This window comes from Streptomyces roseoverticillatus, from assembly GCF_000719265.1.
GTDB classification, from domain to species: Bacteria; Actinomycetota; Actinomycetes; order Streptomycetales; family Streptomycetaceae; genus Streptomyces; species Streptomyces roseoverticillatus.
On record NZ_JOFL01000011.1, the window covers coordinates 316,258 to 335,087 of the forward strand.

Below are 18,830 nucleotides of genomic sequence, written 5' to 3' on the forward strand. Positions count from 1 at the left end.
CCCGCCCACGGGCCTTACGGTGGACGGGTGCTGCTGAGCTTCCGGGTCTCGAATCACCGCTCGATCAGGGAGGAGCAGCAACTGCTCCTGGCCCGGGTCGGCGACGCGGGCGACTCCGAAGAGGGCCGCGACGCCGGCGGCGAGCCCGTCCCCATCGCGGTCCTCTTCGGCGCGAACGCGGCCGGCAAGTCCAACGTCGTCGACGCCCTGCACTTCATGGCGGACCTGGTGCGCACCTCCCACCGGGACGCCGAACCGGGCGCCGGTCTCGTACGGTCCCCGTTCCTGCTGGACCAGGAGAGCGCCGATGCCGCGTCCTGGTACGTGGTGGACCTCGTCCTCGACGGCGTGCGCCACACGTACGGCTTCGGCCTCGACGACGAGCGGATCCGCGACGAGTGGCTGTACCGCTACCCCGGCGGCGAGCGGCAGACGGTGTTCCAGCGCTCGGGCGACGACATCCGCTTCGGCGACGCGGCACCCCGGCCCGAACTGGACCTCGTCCGCAGCATCACCGAGCCGAACGCCCTGTTCCTGACCGTCGCGGCGCGATCCCGGCAGGCCGGGGTCCAGCCGGTCTACGCCTGGTTCATGAACGTCCGCTTCCGGGCGGGCGGGGCGCACGGTTCACCCGATCCGGGAAGCCTGCTGCGGCTGCAGGACCCGCAGCGCGCCGCGTCCGTCGTCGCCCTGCTGCGCGCCGCCGACCTCGGCATCGAGGACATGGGCATCGAGGACTTCGACGCGGCCGAGGCCGGTGACCGGCTCTCCGTACGCGGCTTCGCCGACCGGCTCGTGCGCGAACTGCGCCGCACCGAGCTCTCCACCTGCCTGTTCACCACCACGACCGCCCGCGTGTGGATCCGGCAGAAGGGCCGCGGCGGCAGCAGCGCCCGCCTCGGCCTGGAGGACCAGTCCCAGGGCACCCGCATGCTCTTCGACTACGCGGGCCCCGTCCTCGACACCCTGGAACAGGGCGGCGTCCTCATCGTCGACGAGGTCGACTCGAGCCTGCACCCGCGCATCACGGCACACCTGATCAGACTCTTCCAGGAACCCGCGACGAACCCGCACGCCGCCCAGCTCCTCCTGACCACCCACGACGTGAGCCTGCTGGGACGCTGCGGCGGCGAGGAGATCCTGCGGCGCGACCAGATCTGGTTCGTGGAGAAGGACCGGCACGGGGAGAGCGCACTGTACCCCCTGTCCGACTTCGAACCGCGCGACGGCGAGAACCGCGAGCGGCGCTACCTCGGCGGCAGCTATGGTGCGGTCCCGGTCCTCAGTGACGAGCGGTTCGAGGCGGCACTGGCCGCCAGGGGGAGGGCAGCGGCGGATGGCGAGGACGCCGAAGAGTAACGGACGCTGCGCGCCCGGCCCGTCCTTCGAATCGAACGTCCTCCGCTTACCGGGCGGCCGTCATGCCCGGGACCGCCTGCTGGTCGTCTGCGGCGCGAAGGCCACCGAGAAGGACTACCTCCTCGGACTCGTCGACCACGTCGGCAACCCCGCCGTCACCGTTCGCATCAGAACGAAGTCCTGCGCCCCCGAGCAGCTCATCACCTACGCGGCGCGCGAGCGCGACCGCATCGGCGACGACTTCGACCAGGTGTGGTGCGTCTTCGACGTCGACCACTTCGAGGTGGGCTGCGCGGTCAACGCCGCCCGCCGCATGGGCATCCGGGTCGCGGTCTCGAACCCGTGCTTCGAACTCTGGCTGATCCTCCACTTCAGCGGCCACACGGCGCAGGTGCGCACGTACCGCGAGCTGCTCCCGTACCTGAAGCGCCACGTCCCGGCGTACGAGAAGGCCCGCCTCGACTTCCGCGACTTCGAGCAAGGCTGGCCGGAAGCGGGCCGCCGCGCCCGCCGCCTCGCGACGGAGGGCCGGGAACACGTGACGAACCCGTCGACGGGGGTGTGGGCACTGGTGTCGCGCATCACGACCCGCTAGGCGGGAACGGCGACGGGGCGGCGAGCCCCTCGGCCGGCCGCCCCGCGCGTGCGTGGTCCTAGCGCCTGCTCCTAGGGCCTAGTCCTCGTTGACGGGGCTGATGAACTCCAGGGTGAAGGTCTCCTGGAACTCGGGCTTGGGCTCGACGAGTTCGATCTGTGCGCCACGGTGACCGGCCCGGAAGGCGAGGTGCTTCTCGGACATGATCTTGACCCCGCCGATGACCCGGTCGAACGTGAACTTCGACCATTCGGCGCGGGGCACGGCGTTGACCCAGAGCTTGTCCTCTTGGACGACGAGGCCCGCCGCCTCATGGTGAGCGAGGTGGATCATGTACGGCGCGCCGGGGATGGGCTCGCTGGGCTCGATGATCCAGTCCTGCTCGATCGGGAGCGGGTTCAGCCGGTCGGTGATGACGGGGGCGCCGTACTTGACGGCATGCTCGGTGGCCGTGACCAGGGCGGACGGGCCGATGATGTGCGCGTGGATCTTGTAGATGCCGGGACGTACCGGGATAGGAGGCATGTGCGGAACTCCTTCTCTCGCGGCTTTCTCACGCGGCGTTCTCGTGCGGCTGTCCAGTGCCTCCCGACGTGACATCAGGAGGCACTGGGAGACGCCGTCCACCATCGCGGCGCGTCCGGCGCCCGTATAGGACGGGATAGCGCCAAGTCGAAGACGGCGGGGATCGCTCGATCGCACTTGCGAATCAAGGGTGTGGGGGACCTGTGCCACCGTCGAGGGTCATACCGGCGCTTGGCGGGTGATCTCCCACCGGACGGCTAGGGATGGCCGGGGGTGGGAGAACACCAGGACGCCACCGGGATTGAGACGCTGGGCGATCAGGGGGAACAACGTGGCCGGGTCGGTGAACCGGCACGCCCCGAAGACCGAGTGAGGGGTCGGTTAGCCGGCGGGGGCTTTCCAGGTGATGACGACGTAGCCGTTGCCGCCCTGGTGCCCGGGGGCGTCGGTCTGGCCGTTGGCGCCGTTGAGGCCGTGGTTCTCGTGGTAGCGCTGGTTGGTGGCGCCGTAGGCTCCGCGGCCGCCGGCTCCACCGGCGCCGCCGTTGCCGCCGTCGCCGCCTCGGCCCGCGCCTTGTGGGGGCGTGATGTCGAGGACGGGCGCGGCGCCGCCTGCTCCGCCGGTGCCGCCGCAGCCGCCGCTGCCGCCCTGGCCCGGCTTGGTCTCGGGAGCGTCGGCCGCCTTATCGCCGTACGCACCGTAGGTTCCGGGGTTTCCGTTGCATCCCGGTGCACCGGCCGCGCCGAGGTGCGCCAGGTAGGCGGCGCCCTCGATGCCCTTGCCGATCTCTCCCCCGACGCGGCCACCGCTTTCGGGCTTGGCACGGCCTGCGGCGCCGCCCGGGCCCGGCTCTCCCCCGTTGTAGAAGTAGTCGCCGGGCCTGCCCTCCGCGCACCGGGGGCCGGTGGCGCTCGGGCATCCGCCCCAGCCGCCACCGCCGCTGCCGCCGTCGCCGGCATGCCCATAAATCCCGCCAGAGGCGTGCAGCAGCCAGGTGTTGTTCTTCCGGTTGATCGCCGATCCACCGCCAAAACCACCGGTCAGGGCCAGAATGCGGCTGTTGCCCGTGCCGCGCCCGCCCGTGTTGTTCCCAGAACCGTGTCCGCCTCGGCCGCCGGGCAGGGCGGCTCCGCCCGTGCCGCCCTCTCCGACGAACACCTTCAGCTTCTCGCCGGGGCGAACGGTGATCTTTCCGGTCGCGTACCCGCCGCTGCTGCCGCCGTTCCCACCGGCACCTCCGCCACCACCCCCGCCACCGCCACCGCCGCCGAACCGGTTGACAGCGGCCAAGGCGGTTGCGGTGCCGCCTCCGCCCCCGCCGCCCCCGCCGCGGCCCCCGGCGGCGCCGCCCCCGCCCGCGCCCCAGACATAGCCGGTAACGGTGTGCACGCCTTCAGGAACAGTGAACTCCTGCCATCCCAGACCGGCGAACTCCTGCCGGCACTCACCCTGCGCCGTGCAGGACGGCGCGGCTGCCTGAGCCGGAGCCATCAAACCGCCCGCCAATGCCGCAGCGGCCAACGGCGCAGCAAGCAGAACACGCGACAAGCGTGACAATGCCCCTCCCCATCTCATGTGGTCGTCATGAAACTTCGCCATTGAACGCCCGGCAGCAGCCCACCGGCATCGCTGCGCACCTCAAACCACACCCAGGAATGAATCACCCGGAAACCGACGACGGCCTCACTGCAACGTGGCAGCCGGCCACCTGGTTGTGCGGCAGCCGGGCGATCTCTCCCGGGCAAGTGGCAACCAGCCGGGGTTCTGGGCGTGCCCGAGTGCCGGACGGCTGGATTTCACGGGCCGTCCGGACGGTCGTGCGCGGTGCCGTTGAGGAGGGTGAGCTGAAGGCCGTCGGGGGTGCGGGGCAGGCCCGGACCGGTCCCTGCGCTCAGCCTTCGCCCTGGCCCAGGCGCTGGTTGAGCGCTTGGCCGAGCTGCTGCCAGTCGTTCCGGCTGTGCTTCTCGGCCGAGGACTCCATGAGGCCGCCGATGCCGAAGACCTTGCACTCGATGGTGGTCTCGGCGACGAGCAGGCTGCCGCCGTCCGCCGCCGCCTCGACCCGTACCCGGCCTTCCTCCCTGATCTTGTCCGCCAGGGTGGACGGGACCCTGCGCCACGTCCAAGTGAGCCTCTCGGGGTCGAGGCGGCTCTCCTCGGTCTCCTTGAAGCCCGGGCCGAGGAGCTTCAGCACCGGCGCGGGCGCGTTCATGGGCGGAATGAGGGTGACCTTGCGTATGAGGTCGCCTTCCGGGGCGTCGTGCCGTTCGTCGACGGCCCACTTCACGTAGTTCAGCCGGTTCCGGTACAGGTCTTCGAGGAAGGCGTCGTCGGTGAGCAGCGCCCAGACCTCGGACGCCGGACCGTTGACGCTCAACTGCACGGTGAACTGAGACATGTTGACACGCTAGGTGCCGCCGTCCGCTCGTGTCAGGGGCACGGGAGAAGAGGGCGGCCCTCCTCCGCTCAGCTGTCCGTCAGACCAGCCCCAGGGCTTTGGTGACCGTGATTTCCACAAGGACCCGGTCGGGGTTGGGGGCGGGCATCCGCCCGTACCGCTCGGCGTAGCGGTTGACCGCGTCGGCGATGGCGTCGGCCTCCGTGCGCACGGTCGCGCGGCCCTCCAGCGTGGCCCACTTCCGCTCGCCTATCTGGCAGACGGCGACGCGCGCGCCGTCCGGGCCGGCGGCCAGGATGTTGGCGATCTTGCGGCTGTTCTTGTTGGTGATGACGCGCGCGATCCCGGCCTCGGGATCGAAGGTCACCCCCACGGGCACGAGGTGCGGGCTGCCGTCGGGGCGGGTGGTGGTGAGGGTGCAGATGTGCCGCTCCCGCCAGAACTCGACGTAGGCGGTGTCCAGGTTGCGCAGATCGTGGGCCATGCGGGAAGCGTAGCCGCGCGTCCGCGCGCCGTTCGGCCGATGCCGGCCCGGGGCCTACGCGAGCGGGACGCGCCGCCGGCGGCCGGCCCGGTGCGGGGGCGGGCCTGCCCCGGAAGCCGGAACATAGAGGGGGTGCCCGGCAGGGTGGCGATTTCAAGGTTGAGTGGAATAGGCTCAACTTATCGCACGTTGCCCTAGGCAGGATGGGTCGTCGGGACGAGGAGGAGAACGCCGTCGTGGATGCCGAGCTGACCAACAGGAGCCGGGAGGCGCTGAGCGGGGCCAGTGAGCGCGCCGTGTCGGCCGGGCATGCCGATATGACGCCCGCGCACCTGCTGCTGGCGCTGCTCGCCGGGCAGGACAACGAGAACATCATGGACCTGCTGGCCGCCGTGGAGGCCGACGCCGCCGCGCTGCGGTCCGGCGCCGAGCGGCAGCTGGCGGGCGAGCCCAGCGTGCAGGGGGCGACGGTCGCGCCGCCGCAGCCCAGCCGCGAGCTGCTCGCCGTGATCGCCGACGCGTCGCAGCGGGCCCGCGAGCTCGGCGACACCTACATTTCCACCGAGCACCTGCTGATCGGCCTCGCCGCGAAGGGCGGCCGCACGGGTGAGCTGCTGCAGCAGCAGGGCGCTTCCGCGCCCCGGCTGCTGGAGGCATTCGAGACCGCGAGGGGCGGGCAGCGAGTGACCACTGCCGATCCGGAGGGCACGTACAAGGCCCTGGAGAAGTTCGGCGCGGACCTGACCGCGGCCGCCCGCGAGGGCCGGCTCGACCCCGTCATCGGGCGGGACACCGAGATCCGGCGCGTCGTGCAGGTCCTGTCGCGGCGGACGAAGAACAATCCCGTCCTCATCGGCGAGCCGGGCGTCGGCAAGACCGCCGTCGTGGAGGGGCTCGCGCAGCGGATAGTGAAGGGCGACGTCCCCGAGTCGCTGCGCAACAAGCGCCTCGTCTCGCTCGACCTGGGCGCGATGGTCGCCGGCGCGAAGTACCGCGGCGAGTTCGAGGAGCGGCTGAAGACCGTCCTGGCCGAGATCAAGGCCAGCGAGGGCCAGATCATCACCTTCATCGACGAGCTGCACACCGTCGTGGGCGCGGGCGCCGGCGGCGACTCCGCCATGGACGCGGGCAACATGCTCAAGCCCATGCTCGCGCGCGGCGAGCTCCGCATGGTCGGCGCCACCACCCTCGACGAGTACCGCGAGCGGATCGAGAAGGACCCCGCGCTGGAGCGCCGCTTCCAGCAGGTGCTGGTCGCCGAGCCCTCCGTCGAGGACTCCATCGCGATCCTCCGTGGTCTCAAGGGGCGCTACGAGGCGCACCACAAGGTGCAGATCGCGGACTCCGCGCTGGTCGCCGCCGCCACCCTCTCCGACCGCTACATCACCTCCCGCTTCCTGCCCGACAAGGCCATCGACCTCGTCGACGAGTCCGCGTCCCGGCTGCGCATGGAGATCGACTCCTCGCCCGTCGAGATCGACGAGCTGCAGCGCGCCGTCGACCGGCTGAAGATGGAGGAGCTCGCCCTGTCCAAGGAGTCGGACGAGGCGAGCAAGCAGCGCCTGGAGAAGCTGCGCCGCGACCTCGCCGACAAGGAGGAGGAGCTGCGCGGCCTGACCGCCCGCTGGGAGCGCGAGAAGCAGTCCCTCAACCGGGTGGGTGAGCTCAAGGAGCGCCTGGACGAGCTGCGCGGGCAGGCCGAGCGCGCCCAGCGCGACGGCGACTTCGACACCGCGTCCAAGCTGCTCTACGGGGAGATCCCCGGCCTGGAGCGCGAGCTGGAGGCGGCGGCCGAGGCCGAGGCGGAGGCCGAGCAGGAGGCCGCGGCGAAGGACCTCATGGTCAAGGAGGAGGTCGGCCCGGACGACATCGCCGACGTCGTCGCCTCCTGGACCGGCATCCCGGCCGGCCGCCTGCTGGAGGGCGAGACGCGCAAGCTGCTGCGCATGGAGGACGAGATCGGCAGGCGGCTGATCGGCCAGAGCGAGGCCGTGCAGGCCGTCTCCGACGCCGTGCGCCGCTCGCGGGCCGGCATCGCCGACCCCGACCGGCCGACCGGCTCGTTCCTCTTCCTCGGCCCGACCGGCGTCGGCAAGACCGAGCTGGCCAAGGCCCTCGCCGACTTCCTCTTCGACGACGAGCGGGCCATGGTCCGCATCGACATGAGCGAGTACAGCGAGAAGCACGCCGTGGCCCGCCTGGTCGGCGCGCCGCCCGGCTACGTCGGCTACGAGGAGGGCGGCCAGCTCACGGAGGCCGTGCGCCGGCGGCCGTACAGCGTCGTCCTGCTGGACGAGGTCGAGAAGGCGCACCACGAGGCCTTCGACATCCTGCTGCAGGTGCTCGACGACGGCCGCCTCACCGACGGCCAGGGCCGGACCGTTGACTTCCGCAACACCATCCTCATCCTCACCTCCAACCTGGGATCCACCTATCTGGTGGACCCCCTCCTCAAGGAGGAGCAGAAGAAGGAGAAGGTCCTGGAGACGGTGCGGGCCTCCTTCCGTCCCGAGTTCCTCAACCGGCTCGACGACATCGTCGTCTTCCACCCCCTCGGCACGGAGCAGCTGGCGGAGATCGCCCGCATCCAGCTCGGCCACCTGCAGCGCCGCCTCGCCGACCGCAGGCTCACGCTCGACGTGTCCGCGGAGGCGCTGCACTGGCTGGCCACGCTCGGCCAGGAGCCGGCGGAAGCCGTGGACGGGGCCGTGCCCGACCTCGCCTACGGCGCCCGGCCGCTGCGCCGCCTGGTCCAGACCGCCATCGGCGACCAGCTCGCGAAGGGGATCATCGGCGGCGAGATCCGCGACGGCGACACCATCCGCGTGGACCGCGCGCCCGGCCGGGGCACGGGCCTGTCGGTGACGAGGGGCGAGCCCGCGGCGGCGGTCTGACCTCCCCCGGACACTCCCGGGAGGTACCCCCGGCCGCGGGCGCGGCCGGGGAGGGGTTGCGGCACGGGGGCGGGTGTGAGGGAGGATGGCGGGAGACCGTACGAAGGGAATTAAACGGTGAGCATCGACCCGTCCTCGATCCCGAACTTCGGGGGACAGCCCGAACCGCAGCCTGGGGCGGGCCCGACCGGCCCCGTCATCCCCGACCAGGACCTGGTCAAGCAGCTCCTGGAGCAGATGGAGCTGAAGTACGTCGTGGACGACGAGGGTGACCTCGCCGCCCCGTGGGAGCAGTTCCGCACGTACTTCATGTTCCGCGGCGAGGAGGAGCAGCAGGTCTTCTCCGTGCGGACGTTCTACGACCGCCCGCACGCCATCGACGAGAAGGCCCGCCTGCTGGAGGCCATCGACGACTGGAACCGCCGGACGCTGTGGCCGAAGGTCTACACCCACACGAACGACGACGGCACGGTCCGCCTGATCGGCGAGGCCCAGATGCTGATCGGCGTCGGGGTGTCCCTGGAGCACTTCGTCTCCAGCACGGTCAGCTGGGTGCGGGCCTCCATCGAGTTCGACAAGTGGCTCGTCGAGCAGCTGGGCCTGGAGGCGGACGCGGAGTCGGGCGACGACGAAAAGCCGGACGAGGACGCGTAACTCTCGCAGGGTTCGGCACCGCCGGGTACGTCCGGTGGGGTAACGCGCCGCTGCGGCGGGAAGTCCTTGCCTCCGGCAAGGTGTGAAGAGGCCGAGCCTCTTGATTCCGCCGCGACGGCGCGCAACCCCCACCGGGGTATCCGGCGGTGCCCGACCGCACCGTCACCCGTGGCACCCCGCCCTCACATCGGCGGCGGCGGTTCCTTGCCTGCGGCAAGGCCGTGTGAAGAGGCTGGGCTTCTTCTTTCCGCCGCGACGGCGCGCAACCCCCACCGGGGTATCCGGCGGTGCCCGACCGCACCGTCACCCGTGGCACCCCGCCCTCACATCGGCATGCGCGCCACCGTCAGCAAGTACGTTCCGTAGAAGAACGACATCCCGGCCAACGCCGCGACCGTCGTCAGGACGGTGCGCGGCCTCGCGCGGGCCAGCGCCAGCGCCGCCGGTACCAGCAGCGGAAACGCCGGCATCAGGAACCGCGGCTTCGAGGCGAAGTAGCTCGACCCGCCGACCGCGATGACGACGAGCACGACCGCGTACACCAGCAGCGGAAGCGGCGGCCGCGGCCGTTCCAGGGCCAGGAGGGCCAGCGAGACGAGCGCGACGGCGATGATCGCGACCGTCACGTAGTACGCCATCGCGTCCCGCCCGACGATCAGGTGCCGCACGAACCGCAGCGCGTCCTTCCCGAAGTCGAAGCGCGAGCCCCACAGCCGCTGCACCTCGAAGTAGCCGAGCAGGCCGCCTCCGGAGCGGAATCCGGCCCAGACGACGTAGCCGGTCCAGCCCAGCGGGGCGAGGGCGGCGCCCGCCCACACCCGCCAGTTCGTACGGGCCTGACGGTCGCGCCACAGCAGGAGCGCGCAGGAGCAGACGACGGCCGCGGCGACGGCGACCGCGTTCGGCCGGGAGAGCCCGGCGAGCAGGGAGAGCGCTCCGGCCCACAGCGGGCGGCCGGTGACCAGCGCGTACAGGGCCCACACGGCGAGGGCGGTCATCAGCGGCTCGGTGTAGGCCATGGACTGCACGATCGCGTGCGGCAGCAGCCCCCACAGCACGACGAGCAGCGTCGCGGCCCTGCGCCCGTACAGCTGTCCGTACAGCCGTTCCCCGAGCGCGTAGATGCCCCACGCGGCGGCACCGGCGGACAGCCAGGCGACGACGAGGCCGGAGCTGACGACGGTCAGCGGCGTGACGGTGGCGACGGCGTGCACCAGGCCGGGGTAGAGCGGGAAGAACGCCAGGTCGTTGAAGACGACCCCGCGCGTGGTCGGCGAGGGCAGCACCAGCCCGTAGCCGTGCCGGGCGATCCCGGCGTACCAGATGCCGTCCCAGGAGTGGCCGAGCAGCGTGCGCGGGTGGCGGCCGATCCACCACGCCCAGGCGGCCATCGTCGCCATGCCGGTCAGCCGGGCCGCCGCGTAGAACGCGAGGGCGGGGGCCGCCCGGCGCAGGGCTTCCCGCGCGCGCTCGACGCGGCGGACGCGGGCGTTGCCGGACGCGGGGCGCGGCTCGGGCGCCCGGACGGGCACGGCGGTGTCGGCTGACACGGGGGGACCTCCGGCATCCTCGGCCTCTCGGCCTCGGCCTCTGTCCTGTTAGGCGCCGGTGACGGCACCGTCGACTGCACCTTCGACCTTGCGGCGCCCGCCTCGCGCGCGCGAGCGGGAGCGCCCGTAAGCGGTGCGCCTTCCACCCGCTCGGCGGGCACCGCGGAGTGTCGGCGCGGCGGGCGGCTGACCGTGTGCTGTGCCCGCGCGCGGCGGCCTGCCTAGGGTGAGGCAGCCTCAGAAACCGACACGGAAGTGGGATCGCATGAACAAGGAGTGGAGCCCCGCCGCCCGCGTGCAGGGCCTCGGCACCTCGGTCTTCACGGAGATGACGGAGCTCGCCCGCCGGACGGGCGCGGTCAACCTCGGCCAGGGCGTGCCGGAACTGGGAGCTCCGCCCGGGCTGCTGAAGGACGTCTCGACGGCGGTCCTCGCGGGCAGCAACCAGTACCCGCCCGCCGCCGGCTTCCCCGCGCTGCGCGAGGCGGTGGCCGCGCACCAGTCCCGGCGCTACGGGCTGGAGTACGACCCGCAGGACGAGGTGCTGGTGACGACGGGCGCGACCGAGGCCCTCGCCTCGGCGCTGCTCGCGCTGTGCGACCCGGGCGACGAGGTGCTGGCCTTCGACCCCTGCTACGACGCCTACCCGGCGGGCGCCCGCTTCGCCGGTGCGCGCGTGGTCGGCGTGCCGCTCGCCGAGGACGGCGACGCCTTCGTGCTGGACGCGGCCGCGCTGCGGGCCGCGGTCACCCCGCGCACCCGGGTGCTGATGCTCAACTCGCCGCACAACCCGACGGGCAAGGTCTTCACGGCGCGGGAGCTCGCCGAGATCGCCGCGGTGTGCGAGGAGCACGGCCTGACGGTGGTGACGGACGAGGTGTACGAGCACCTCGTGTACGACGGCGGGCGGCACGCGACGATCGCTTCGCTCGCGGGGATGCGGGATCGTACGCTGACCATCTCGTCGGCAGGCAAGACGTTCAACGTGACCGGCTGGAAGGTCGGCTGGGTGTGCGGGCCCGCGGAGCTCGTGCGGGCGGTCGGGGCCGCGAAGCAGTTCCTCACGTACGCCTCGGGCACGCCGTACCAGGAGGCGCTCGCGCGGATGCTGGACGGCGTGGAGGAGTGGGCGGCGGAGCTGCGGAGCACGCTGCAGCGCAATCGCGACCTGCTGAGCCGGGGGCTCGCGAGCGCCGGTCTGCGCCCCTATCGCGCGGAGGCGGGGTATTTCCTCCAGGCGGACATCCGCGCGTGGGGGTACACGGACGGCGTGCGATTCTGCCGCGAACTCCCTTCGCGCGCCGGGGTGGTGGCCATTCCGACGGCCGCCTTCAATCTGCGCCCCGATGCGCCGCCCTATCTCGTGCGTTTCTCGTTCTGTAAGCGTGAAGAGTCCGTGATTTCGGCGGTGGAGAAGCTGCTGAACGCCGCCTGACGGGGATTTGCGGTCGTCCCGCGCGTGATCGCATATGCATCCGGCGGGTTCCCCCGGCCCGCCGGCCGCTCAATCGGCCGCCCGCCCGGCCAGCTACCGGTCCGCAAAGATTCTGAACAGTTGAACTGCCCGGCCCTCGCGTGGATGGAAAGCACGATGAGATGGGTAAAAACGCTGTGGGCGCTGCTCATTCATGATTTCCTCTCATTAAGGCTCCGGGGAATCCCGTAATCACTGTCCTCGGACGTCCTCGGACCCACGGAAACAGCTCATATGTGGGCATGAGCCGGCGCACTCGAAGACCTCTGGTCCTCACCCGAAGACTCTGGTCCTCCCCGGCGGGCCGGCCCACCCTCCACTGCGTGCTTGCGGAGCCGACCCATGCTCACCACCCTCAAGACCACCTACACCGACACCCGTGCCGCGGACCTCGCCTGGTGCCTGGGCAAGGATCCGCTGCCGGCACTGGCCGTCCTCGACCTCCAGCTCGCCGGCTCCCAGGTCCAGCTGCGCCTCCTCGGCGCCTCCCACCAGGTGCTGCTGGAGGAGGGCGACGGCGTCTGCTCGGAGACCGTCGCCTGCCTGCCGGGCAGCGCCACCCCGCTGCCGCTGGGCGTCGCCAAGCGCATCGGCGCCTGGGAGTACGAGTTCGCGGCCCGGATAGAAACGCTCTCGCACGGCTCGTTCGCGGGCCGCGCACAGGAGCTCCTCGCCCTGGTCGCCGAACACCCGTACGGCCTGGCGGGCACCTTCCCGGGTAGCCCGCACGCCTTCACCGCGCTGCTCGCCCAGCGCTGCGACGGCCAGATCAGCTGGCGCACCTGGCACGCCTACCCCCAGGAGGGGCGGCTGGTCGCCACCCGCACGAGAGTGGGGGCACGGACGGCGGCCGCCCTCTCGTAATAAACCCTTGTGGGTGACAAAGGGTTGCCGTTTCGTAACGTAGCGTTCCCAACATGATCTACCGCCCGGTACCGGCGCGGCTGCCCGTACCGGCCGGGCTCGGCCGCCTCGTGGTGCTGACCACCGTCTTCATCTGCGCCGCCTGCGGGCTGGTGTACGAGCTGGAGCTGGTCGCCCTGGCCTCGTATCTCATCGGGGACTCCGTCACGCAGGCGTCCGTCGTGCTGTCCGTCATGGTCTTCGCGATGGGCATCGGCTCGCTGCTCGCCAAGCAGCTGCGCGGGCGCGCCGCCCTGGGGTTCGCCGCGGTCGAGGCCTTACTCGCGCTCATAGGCGGCTTGTCGGCCATGGCGCTCTACGCCTGCTTCGCCTGGTTCGGCCAGGCGCGGCCGGCCCTGGTCGGCTTCTCGCTGGCCATCGGCGTGCTGATCGGCGCCGAAGTGCCCCTGCTGATGACGCTCATCCAGCGCATCCGCCGCCAGGACGCGGGCGGCGCCGTCGCCGATCTCTTCGCCGCCGACTACGTGGGCGCCCTGGTCGGCGGCCTCGCCTTCCCCTTCCTCCTCCTGCCCGTGCTCGGCCAGCTGACGGGCGCCCTGCTGACCGGTGCGGTCAATGCGGTCGCCGGCGGCGCGCTCGTCCTGTGGCTCTTCCGCGGCGACCTCTCCGTCCGCACCCGCCGGCTCCTCATAGCCGCCAACGGCCTCGTCCTCGCCCTCCTCGCCACCTGCTCCGCCCTCAGCGGGCCCTTCGAACGGGCCGCGCGCCACGCCGTCTACGGCGACGACGTCCGCGTCGCCGTCCAGTCCGACGTCCAGGAGGTCGTCCTCACGGGCGGCGGCGGGAGCGGCAAACCGCTCTCCCTCTTCCTCGACGGCCGGCTGCGCGTCAACGGCGACGACGAGTACCGGTACCACGAAGCCCTGGTCCACCCCGCGATGGACGGCCCGCACGGCCGGATCCTCGTCCTCGGCGGCGGCGACGGCCTCGCCGTCCGCGAACTGCTGCGCTACGGCGACGTCTCCTCGGTGACCGTCGTCGACGTCGACGCGGCCGTCCTGCGGCTGGCCCGCACGGACCCCGATCTGGCCGCCCTCAACCACGGCGCCTTCCGCGACCCGCGCGTGCGGCTGGTGACGGCCGGCCCCTTCGAGTGGCTGCGCTCCCGCCCCTCCGCCGAGGCCCCGTTCGACGTGGTGATCTCCGACCTCCCCGACCCCGGCATCACCACGAGCAGCAAGTTCTATTCGCAGGAGTTCTACGGGCTGGTCGAGCGGCGGCTGGCCCCGGGCGGGCGGCTGGCCGTCCACGCGGGCACGCTCGGCGCCCACCCGCACGTGTTCTGGACGGTCGACGCCACCGTCCGCTCCCTCGGCCTCTACTCCACGCCGTACCGCGTGGACGGCAGCGGCTTCTCCGGCGGCCCGGACCTGGTCCCCGTGCGCAGCGGCCGCGGCGATGACTGGAGCTTCCTGCTCGTCTCGCGGGAACGGCTGCCGCTGGTGCTGCCCCGGGCGCGGCCCTGCCTGCTGTCCCTCACCGGCGGCAGGCTCGCGGCGGCCGGGCGGGAGGCCGAGCACAGCCGGGAGCCGGGGCTGCTGCCGTCGACGCTGATGCACCCGCGCTATGCGGAGTGACTGCTTCTCTCCGGCGTACGGCCCTCGTGCATGCGGGCGCGGAAGGCGCCCGGTGAGCACCCCTCCCGGTGCTGGAAGAACTTGGAGAAGTTCGCCGCGTCGTCGAAGCCGACCCGGCCCGCGATCCGGGCCGCGGAGAGCCCGCTGTGCGCGAGCAGCCGCTTGGCCTCCAGCATCACCCGCCGGTCGATGAACTCCTTGGCGCCCACTCCGGCCGCGGCCGTCGTCGCGCGCGACAGCGTCCGCGAGGAGTAGCCGAGCGCGCGGGCGTAGTCCGCGACCCGGTGGCTCGTGGCGAACTCCCGCTCGACCGCGGCCCGGAAGCGCAGGAAGGCGTCGCCCGGGGCGGGCACCCTGCTGCCGACGGGCACGGTGAGGTGCGCGAGCCGCAGCACCAGCACCGACAGCAGGTGGCGCAGGACGTCGGCGTGCACGTCGGCCGGCAGGCCCGCGCCCGTACGGAAGTCCGCCTCCAGGTGGCCCACCGCGCAGAACACCGCCTCCCGGTCCCGGCCGACCGGCTGCCACACCACCGGCCGGAAGGGGTCGTCCGCCACGGCGGCCACGGGGCTGCCGGACGGCAGGAAGCCCGGCTGGACGAGGACGACCGTGCCCTCGATCGCCTCCGGGTCGCCGAACTGCTGCACCTGTCCCGGGCGCACCCACAGCACCGAGCCCTCCTCCAGCCAGTGGCCGGTGAAGTCGACGGTGTGGGCGGAGGCGCCGGAGCGGACGGCGACGATCTGGTGGAAGTCCAGCCGCTGCGGGCTGACCAGCAGGCCCTCCGGGGCGCGGGCGCGCAGCTCGGCCACCGGCATCACCTCGACGCCGGCGGGCGTGCCGGCCGGGGCCCGGTAGGCGAGATCGATGATGCCGCTGCCGTCCGATCCCGCCGCGTCGTGTCGCTTTTTCACCATGGTGAGACGCGAGCTTACCTGTTTATGGGTGGAAAACGCCTTTAGCGTGGTCGTAACGCACAAGACAGTGCGGTTTAACGCACAAGACGGTGCGGTCGAGAGAAATCCAGGGACGGACATGGCACGGCAGAAAGAAACCGCGCGGTACAAACTCACTTACGCCTTCGACGCCTACTGCGGCTGGTGCTACGGCTACGGCCCCACCATCCGGGAATTCGCGGAGGCGAATGCTGAGCGCATCGAACTTACGGTGCTCAGCGGCGGGCTGTTCACCGGCCCGCGGGCGCAGCCGGTGTCCGCCTATCCCTATATCCCCCGGGCGGACGCCCGGATCGGCGAGCTGACCGGCGCGGTCTTCGGCCAGGGATACGCCAGGGCGTTCGCCGACGGCACCGCCGTCCTCGATTCGGCCGCCGCCGCAACGGCCCTCGCCGCGCTGCGCGAGCAGGCACCCGAGCGGACACTGGAGTTCGCGGGTGCACTGCAGCGCGCCTGGTACGTGGACGGGCGGAGCCTGTCCGACCCGGAGATGGTGCGGGCGGTCGCCTCCGGGCTCGGCGGCGTGGACGCCGACGCGGCCGTCGCGGCCTTCGCCGATCCGGCCACGCGGCGCGCGGCGGAGGCGGAGTTCCGGGAGGTCCGGCGGCTGGGCGTCGACAGCTTCCCGACGCTGCTGCTGCACACGCCCGGCGGGCTGCGGCGGCTCGGCGGCCCGACGACCAGCGCGCGCGGGCTCACCCGCGCCCTCGACCAGCACTGATCACGCTACTGATCACCCCGCTTCAGCGGGCTTCGCACCATATTCCTGAGGAGAAGAACCCCCATGGCGAAGATCGCCCTCTTCGGCGCCAACGGCACCATCGGCAGCCGCGTCCTGCGCGAGGCCCTGGACCGCGGCCACCGGGTCACGGCCGTCGTCCGCGACCCCAAGAAGCTCACCGAGACGCACGAGAACCTGACGGTCGTCACCGGTGACGTCCTCGACCCCAAGTCCGTCGAGGCCGTCGCCGAGGGCCAGGACGTCGTGGTCAGCGCGGTCGGCGGCGGCGACGGCCCCGGCCACATCGCGACCATCGAGCCCGCCGCGAAGTCGCTGGTGGCCGGTGTGCGGGCGCTCGGCGAGCAGGCGCCGCGCCTGATCACGGTCGGCGGTGCGGGCTCGCTGCGCACGCCGGACGGCAAGCAGGTCTGGGACGCGGAGGGGCTCCCCGAGTTCCTGCTGCAGATCATGCACGCGCACGGCGACGCCCTCGACTACTACCGCACGGTCACCGACGTGCGCTGGACCAACCTCAGCCCCGCCGGCCTCATCGAGCCGGGCGAGCGCACCGGCACGTACCGCACCGCCCTGGACGACCTCGTCGTGGACGGCAACGGCAAGTCGCGGATCTCCGCCGAGGACTACGCGGTGGCCCTCGTCGACGAGATCGAGGAGGCCAACCACATCGGCGAGCGCTTCACGGTCGGCGACTGACGCCCGCCCGCCCGGCCCCGCGGACAGGGGCCGGGCTCCGGTGCGGGCTCCGGTGCGGGATCCGGGGCCGGGTTCCGGGAGCGGCTTCCCCGGGCGGGATCCGGGGCTGGATCCACGAAAATCCGTCCGGAGAGGCCCTGGTGAGGGGCCCGGTGGGTAGGCTCGGCTGCTATGGAGCATGAGGTGTTCGTCCCGTTTCCCGTCGAGGCCGTGCGCCGGGTCCTCGCGGACCCGGCACGAGTGGCCCGGTGCGTCCCCGGCCTGCAGCAGGACAGCGCCGACGCCTCGGGCGAGGCCGTCGCCGGGCGGCTGCGGCTGCGCATAGGCGGCTCGACCATCACCTACCGCGGCCGGCTGCGCCTGACCGAGCAGGAGGGGGCGTACGAACTCTCCGGCGAGGGCACCGAGGTGCGGGGCACCGGCACGGTGACGCTGTCGCTGCGCGGGCTGCTGACGGAGGCGCCCGGCGGCGCGCGGCTCACCTGCGCCGGGACGGTGGCCACCGGTGGCCGGCTGGCGGAGTTCGACGAGAAGACCACGGAGGCCACTGCCCGCCGCCTGCTGGACCGTTTCGCCGCCGCGCTGGTGGAGGAGCTGCGGGAGGACGCCGAGGAGGAGGCCGGGGACGGCCCCCGCCTGGAGGGCGGCAGCGTCTTCGACACCGCCGTCCCGCCCTCCTCCCTCGACCCGTCGGCCGACGACCTCGCGGACGATCTGGCCGACGACGACCTCGACGAGGACGATGTGGACGACGAGCCGCCCGCCGAGGCCGCGCACGCCCGCCGTACGATGATCGGCCGCAGCGCCGAGGAGGTCGACCACGCCCCGCCCCGCGGCCGCTACGCCCCCGTCCCGGCCCCCGAGGCCGGCTCGGCGACGGCGACCGCCCTGCGCTGGGCGGCCCCCGCCGCGGCCGTCGCGATCGCCTCGGCGGTCGTTGTGGGGCGCGTGCTGCGCCGCCGCCGGTAGCGGGGGTGATCCCCCGCCCCCGGCCCGGCCGGCGTCTGAGGTCAAAGGGTCCGGGGCCAAGGGGTCCGGGGCGCGGATCCGGTTGCGGGAAGGGGCGGGTGGGGGAGGAGAAACCCGCCCGGCGTGCACCCCGACGATCCATCAGTTCCACCCCATAGGCTCGGTGCGTGACCAACGACGCACGTGACGCACGTACAGAGGACGGCACTGTCCGTCTCAAGGCCGGCGCGGCCGAAGCCACTGTGGACCCGGCGCACGGCTGCCGGCTGACCAGCCTCCGCATCGGCGGGACCGAACTCCTGCGCCAGGGCGACAAGTACGGCTGCTTCCCCATGGTGCCCTGGTGCGGCCGCATCGAGCTCGGGCAGTTCCGCAACGGCGGCGAGCGGCACCAGATGCCCGTCAACCACCCGCCGCACGCCATTCACGGCACCGGCCGGGACACGGCGTGGCGCACGGTCCGGGTGGACGGCTCCTCCGCCGCGTTCACCTACGAGCTCGGCGACCCGTGGCCGTACCCCGGCCGCGTCACCCAGCTGGTCGAACTGGCCCCGGACGCCCTCACGCTCACCATGGGCGTGGAGGCGGCGAGCGACTCCTTCCCGGCGCAGGCCGGCTGGCACCCCTGGTTCCTGCGGAACCTCGGCACCGGCGAGGACGTACGGATCGGCTTCACGCCCGGCTGGCAGGAGGAGCGCGGCGACGACCACATCCCGACCGGCCGCCGCATCGACCCCCTGCCCGGCCCCTGGGACGACTGCTTCGGCATGCCCGACGGCGTCGATGTGACCCTGACCTGGCCCGGCGCCCTGGAGCTGAAGGTGGCCAGCCGCGCCGAGTGGGTCGTGATCTACGACGAGCAGGAAGCGGCCGTCTGCGTCGAGCCGCAGTCCGGCCCGCCCAACGGCCTGAACACCCTGCCCCGCCTCGTCACGCCGATCGACCCGCTGGAGATCTCCACGACGTGGACCTGGCGGACGCAGGCCTGACGGCACCCGCCGGCCCGGCGGACGGTGGCCTGACGGCGGCGCCGGCC

The 18,830-nt window shown here is 72.4% G+C and carries 17 protein-coding genes and 1 pseudogene; 11 read left to right on the forward strand and 7 right to left on the reverse strand.

The annotated features are described in order from the left end of the window. Nucleotides 1-27 precede the first annotated feature (27 nt). Both IF61_RS0115640 and IF61_RS0115645 read left to right on the forward strand, forming a co-directional pair. Nucleotides 28-1,359, forward strand: coding sequence for an AAA family ATPase (locus IF61_RS0115640; protein WP_030366999.1), 1,332 nt, complete (start codon nucleotides 28-30; stop codon nucleotides 1,357-1,359). Continuing rightward, entirely contained in the window at nucleotides 1,337-1,954 is a 618-nt protein-coding gene (locus tag IF61_RS0115645; protein WP_078660231.1) for an RloB family protein, read from the forward strand. The genes IF61_RS0115640 and IF61_RS0115645 overlap by 23 nt, the downstream gene beginning before the upstream one ends. 78 nt (nucleotides 1,955-2,032) lie before the next feature. On the opposite strand, the gene IF61_RS0115650 is transcribed toward IF61_RS0115645, so the two are convergent. The 5 genes and pseudogenes from IF61_RS0115650 to IF61_RS0115665 all read right to left on the reverse strand — a co-directional run bounded on the left by IF61_RS0115650 (nucleotide 2,033) and on the right by IF61_RS0115665 (nucleotide 5,361). Next, the gene (locus IF61_RS0115650) at nucleotides 2,033-2,479 is read right to left on the reverse strand and encodes a hypothetical protein (protein ID WP_030367001.1); all 447 of its coding nucleotides are present in this window, start codon (nucleotides 2,477-2,479) and stop codon (nucleotides 2,033-2,035) included. 270 nt (nucleotides 2,480-2,749) lie between these two features. After that, nucleotides 2,750-2,851 (reverse strand): annotated as a pseudogene (locus IF61_RS37725) (SAM-dependent methyltransferase); the annotation flags it as partial. Between the two features lie 9 nt (nucleotides 2,852-2,860). Beyond that, nucleotides 2,861-3,769, reverse strand: coding sequence for a hypothetical protein (locus IF61_RS37470; protein WP_211264888.1), 909 nt, complete (start codon nucleotides 3,767-3,769; stop codon nucleotides 2,861-2,863). A gap of 601 nt (nucleotides 3,770-4,370) precedes the next feature. Then, complete coding sequence (locus IF61_RS0115660) at nucleotides 4,371-4,877, reverse strand: DUF2505 family protein (protein ID WP_030367003.1); 507 nt, start codon at nucleotides 4,875-4,877, stop codon at nucleotides 4,371-4,373. Nucleotides 4,878-4,956: 79 nt separating this feature from the next. After that, on the reverse strand, nucleotides 4,957-5,361 hold the full coding sequence (locus IF61_RS0115665; RefSeq protein ID WP_030367004.1) for a pyridoxamine 5'-phosphate oxidase family protein: 405 nt from the start codon (nucleotides 5,359-5,361) through the stop codon (nucleotides 4,957-4,959). A gap of 236 nt (nucleotides 5,362-5,597) precedes the next feature. Here IF61_RS0115665 and clpB point away from each other — a divergent pair, with 236 nt between their 5' ends. Together clpB and IF61_RS0115675 are read left to right on the forward strand one after the other, a co-directional pair. Next, nucleotides 5,598-8,255 (forward strand): ATP-dependent chaperone ClpB, encoded by a 2,658-nt coding sequence (clpB, locus tag IF61_RS0115670; RefSeq protein WP_030367005.1) that lies wholly within the window; start codon nucleotides 5,598-5,600, stop codon nucleotides 8,253-8,255. A gap of 117 nt (nucleotides 8,256-8,372) precedes the next feature. Continuing rightward, nucleotides 8,373-8,909: a YbjN domain-containing protein gene (locus IF61_RS0115675; RefSeq protein WP_030367006.1), complete on the forward strand. Its 537-nt coding sequence runs from the start codon at nucleotides 8,373-8,375 to the stop codon at nucleotides 8,907-8,909. 323 nt (nucleotides 8,910-9,232) lie between these two features. On the opposite strand, the gene IF61_RS0115680 is transcribed toward IF61_RS0115675, so the two are convergent. After that, entirely contained in the window at nucleotides 9,233-10,459 is a 1,227-nt protein-coding gene (locus tag IF61_RS0115680; RefSeq protein ID WP_030367007.1) for a hypothetical protein, read from the reverse strand. A 265-nt stretch (nucleotides 10,460-10,724) separates the two neighbouring features. On the opposite strand from IF61_RS0115680, the gene IF61_RS0115685 reads away from it, so the two are divergent. From IF61_RS0115685 to IF61_RS0115695, 3 genes are all read left to right on the forward strand, one after another. Then, nucleotides 10,725-11,894 (forward strand): aminotransferase class I/II-fold pyridoxal phosphate-dependent enzyme, encoded by a 1,170-nt coding sequence (locus IF61_RS0115685; RefSeq protein ID WP_030367008.1) that lies wholly within the window; start codon nucleotides 10,725-10,727, stop codon nucleotides 11,892-11,894. Between the two features lie 381 nt (nucleotides 11,895-12,275). Further along, nucleotides 12,276-12,797: a DUF2617 family protein gene (locus tag IF61_RS0115690; protein ID WP_030367009.1), complete on the forward strand. Its 522-nt coding sequence runs from the start codon at nucleotides 12,276-12,278 to the stop codon at nucleotides 12,795-12,797. A gap of 53 nt (nucleotides 12,798-12,850) precedes the next feature. Next, the gene (locus IF61_RS0115695; RefSeq protein ID WP_030367010.1) at nucleotides 12,851-14,434 is read left to right on the forward strand and encodes a polyamine aminopropyltransferase; all 1,584 of its coding nucleotides are present in this window, start codon (nucleotides 12,851-12,853) and stop codon (nucleotides 14,432-14,434) included. On the opposite strand, the gene IF61_RS0115700 is transcribed toward IF61_RS0115695, so the two are convergent. Beyond that, complete coding sequence (locus tag IF61_RS0115700) at nucleotides 14,422-15,351, reverse strand: helix-turn-helix domain-containing protein (RefSeq protein ID WP_043189226.1); 930 nt, start codon at nucleotides 15,349-15,351, stop codon at nucleotides 14,422-14,424. The genes IF61_RS0115695 and IF61_RS0115700 overlap by 13 nt on opposite strands. A 118-nt stretch (nucleotides 15,352-15,469) precedes the next feature. On the opposite strand from IF61_RS0115700, the gene IF61_RS0115705 reads away from it, so the two are divergent. The 4 genes from IF61_RS0115705 (at nucleotide 15,470) to IF61_RS0115720 (ending at nucleotide 18,783) form a co-directional block, all read left to right on the forward strand. Continuing rightward, complete coding sequence (locus IF61_RS0115705) at nucleotides 15,470-16,111, forward strand: DsbA family protein (RefSeq protein WP_030367012.1); 642 nt, start codon at nucleotides 15,470-15,472, stop codon at nucleotides 16,109-16,111. A gap of 63 nt (nucleotides 16,112-16,174) precedes the next feature. Continuing rightward, nucleotides 16,175-16,825, forward strand: coding sequence for an NAD(P)-dependent oxidoreductase (locus IF61_RS0115710; protein WP_030367013.1), 651 nt, complete (start codon nucleotides 16,175-16,177; stop codon nucleotides 16,823-16,825). A gap of 171 nt (nucleotides 16,826-16,996) precedes the next feature. Next, nucleotides 16,997-17,794 carry an SRPBCC domain-containing protein gene (locus IF61_RS0115715; protein WP_030367014.1) on the forward strand — a complete coding sequence of 266 codons (798 nt, stop codon included), beginning with the start codon at nucleotides 16,997-16,999 and terminating at the stop codon, nucleotides 17,792-17,794. A 167-nt stretch (nucleotides 17,795-17,961) separates the two neighbouring features. Next, on the forward strand, nucleotides 17,962-18,783 hold the full coding sequence (locus IF61_RS0115720) for an aldose epimerase family protein (protein WP_078660232.1): 822 nt from the start codon (nucleotides 17,962-17,964) through the stop codon (nucleotides 18,781-18,783). Nucleotides 18,784-18,830: the final 47 nt, after the last annotated feature.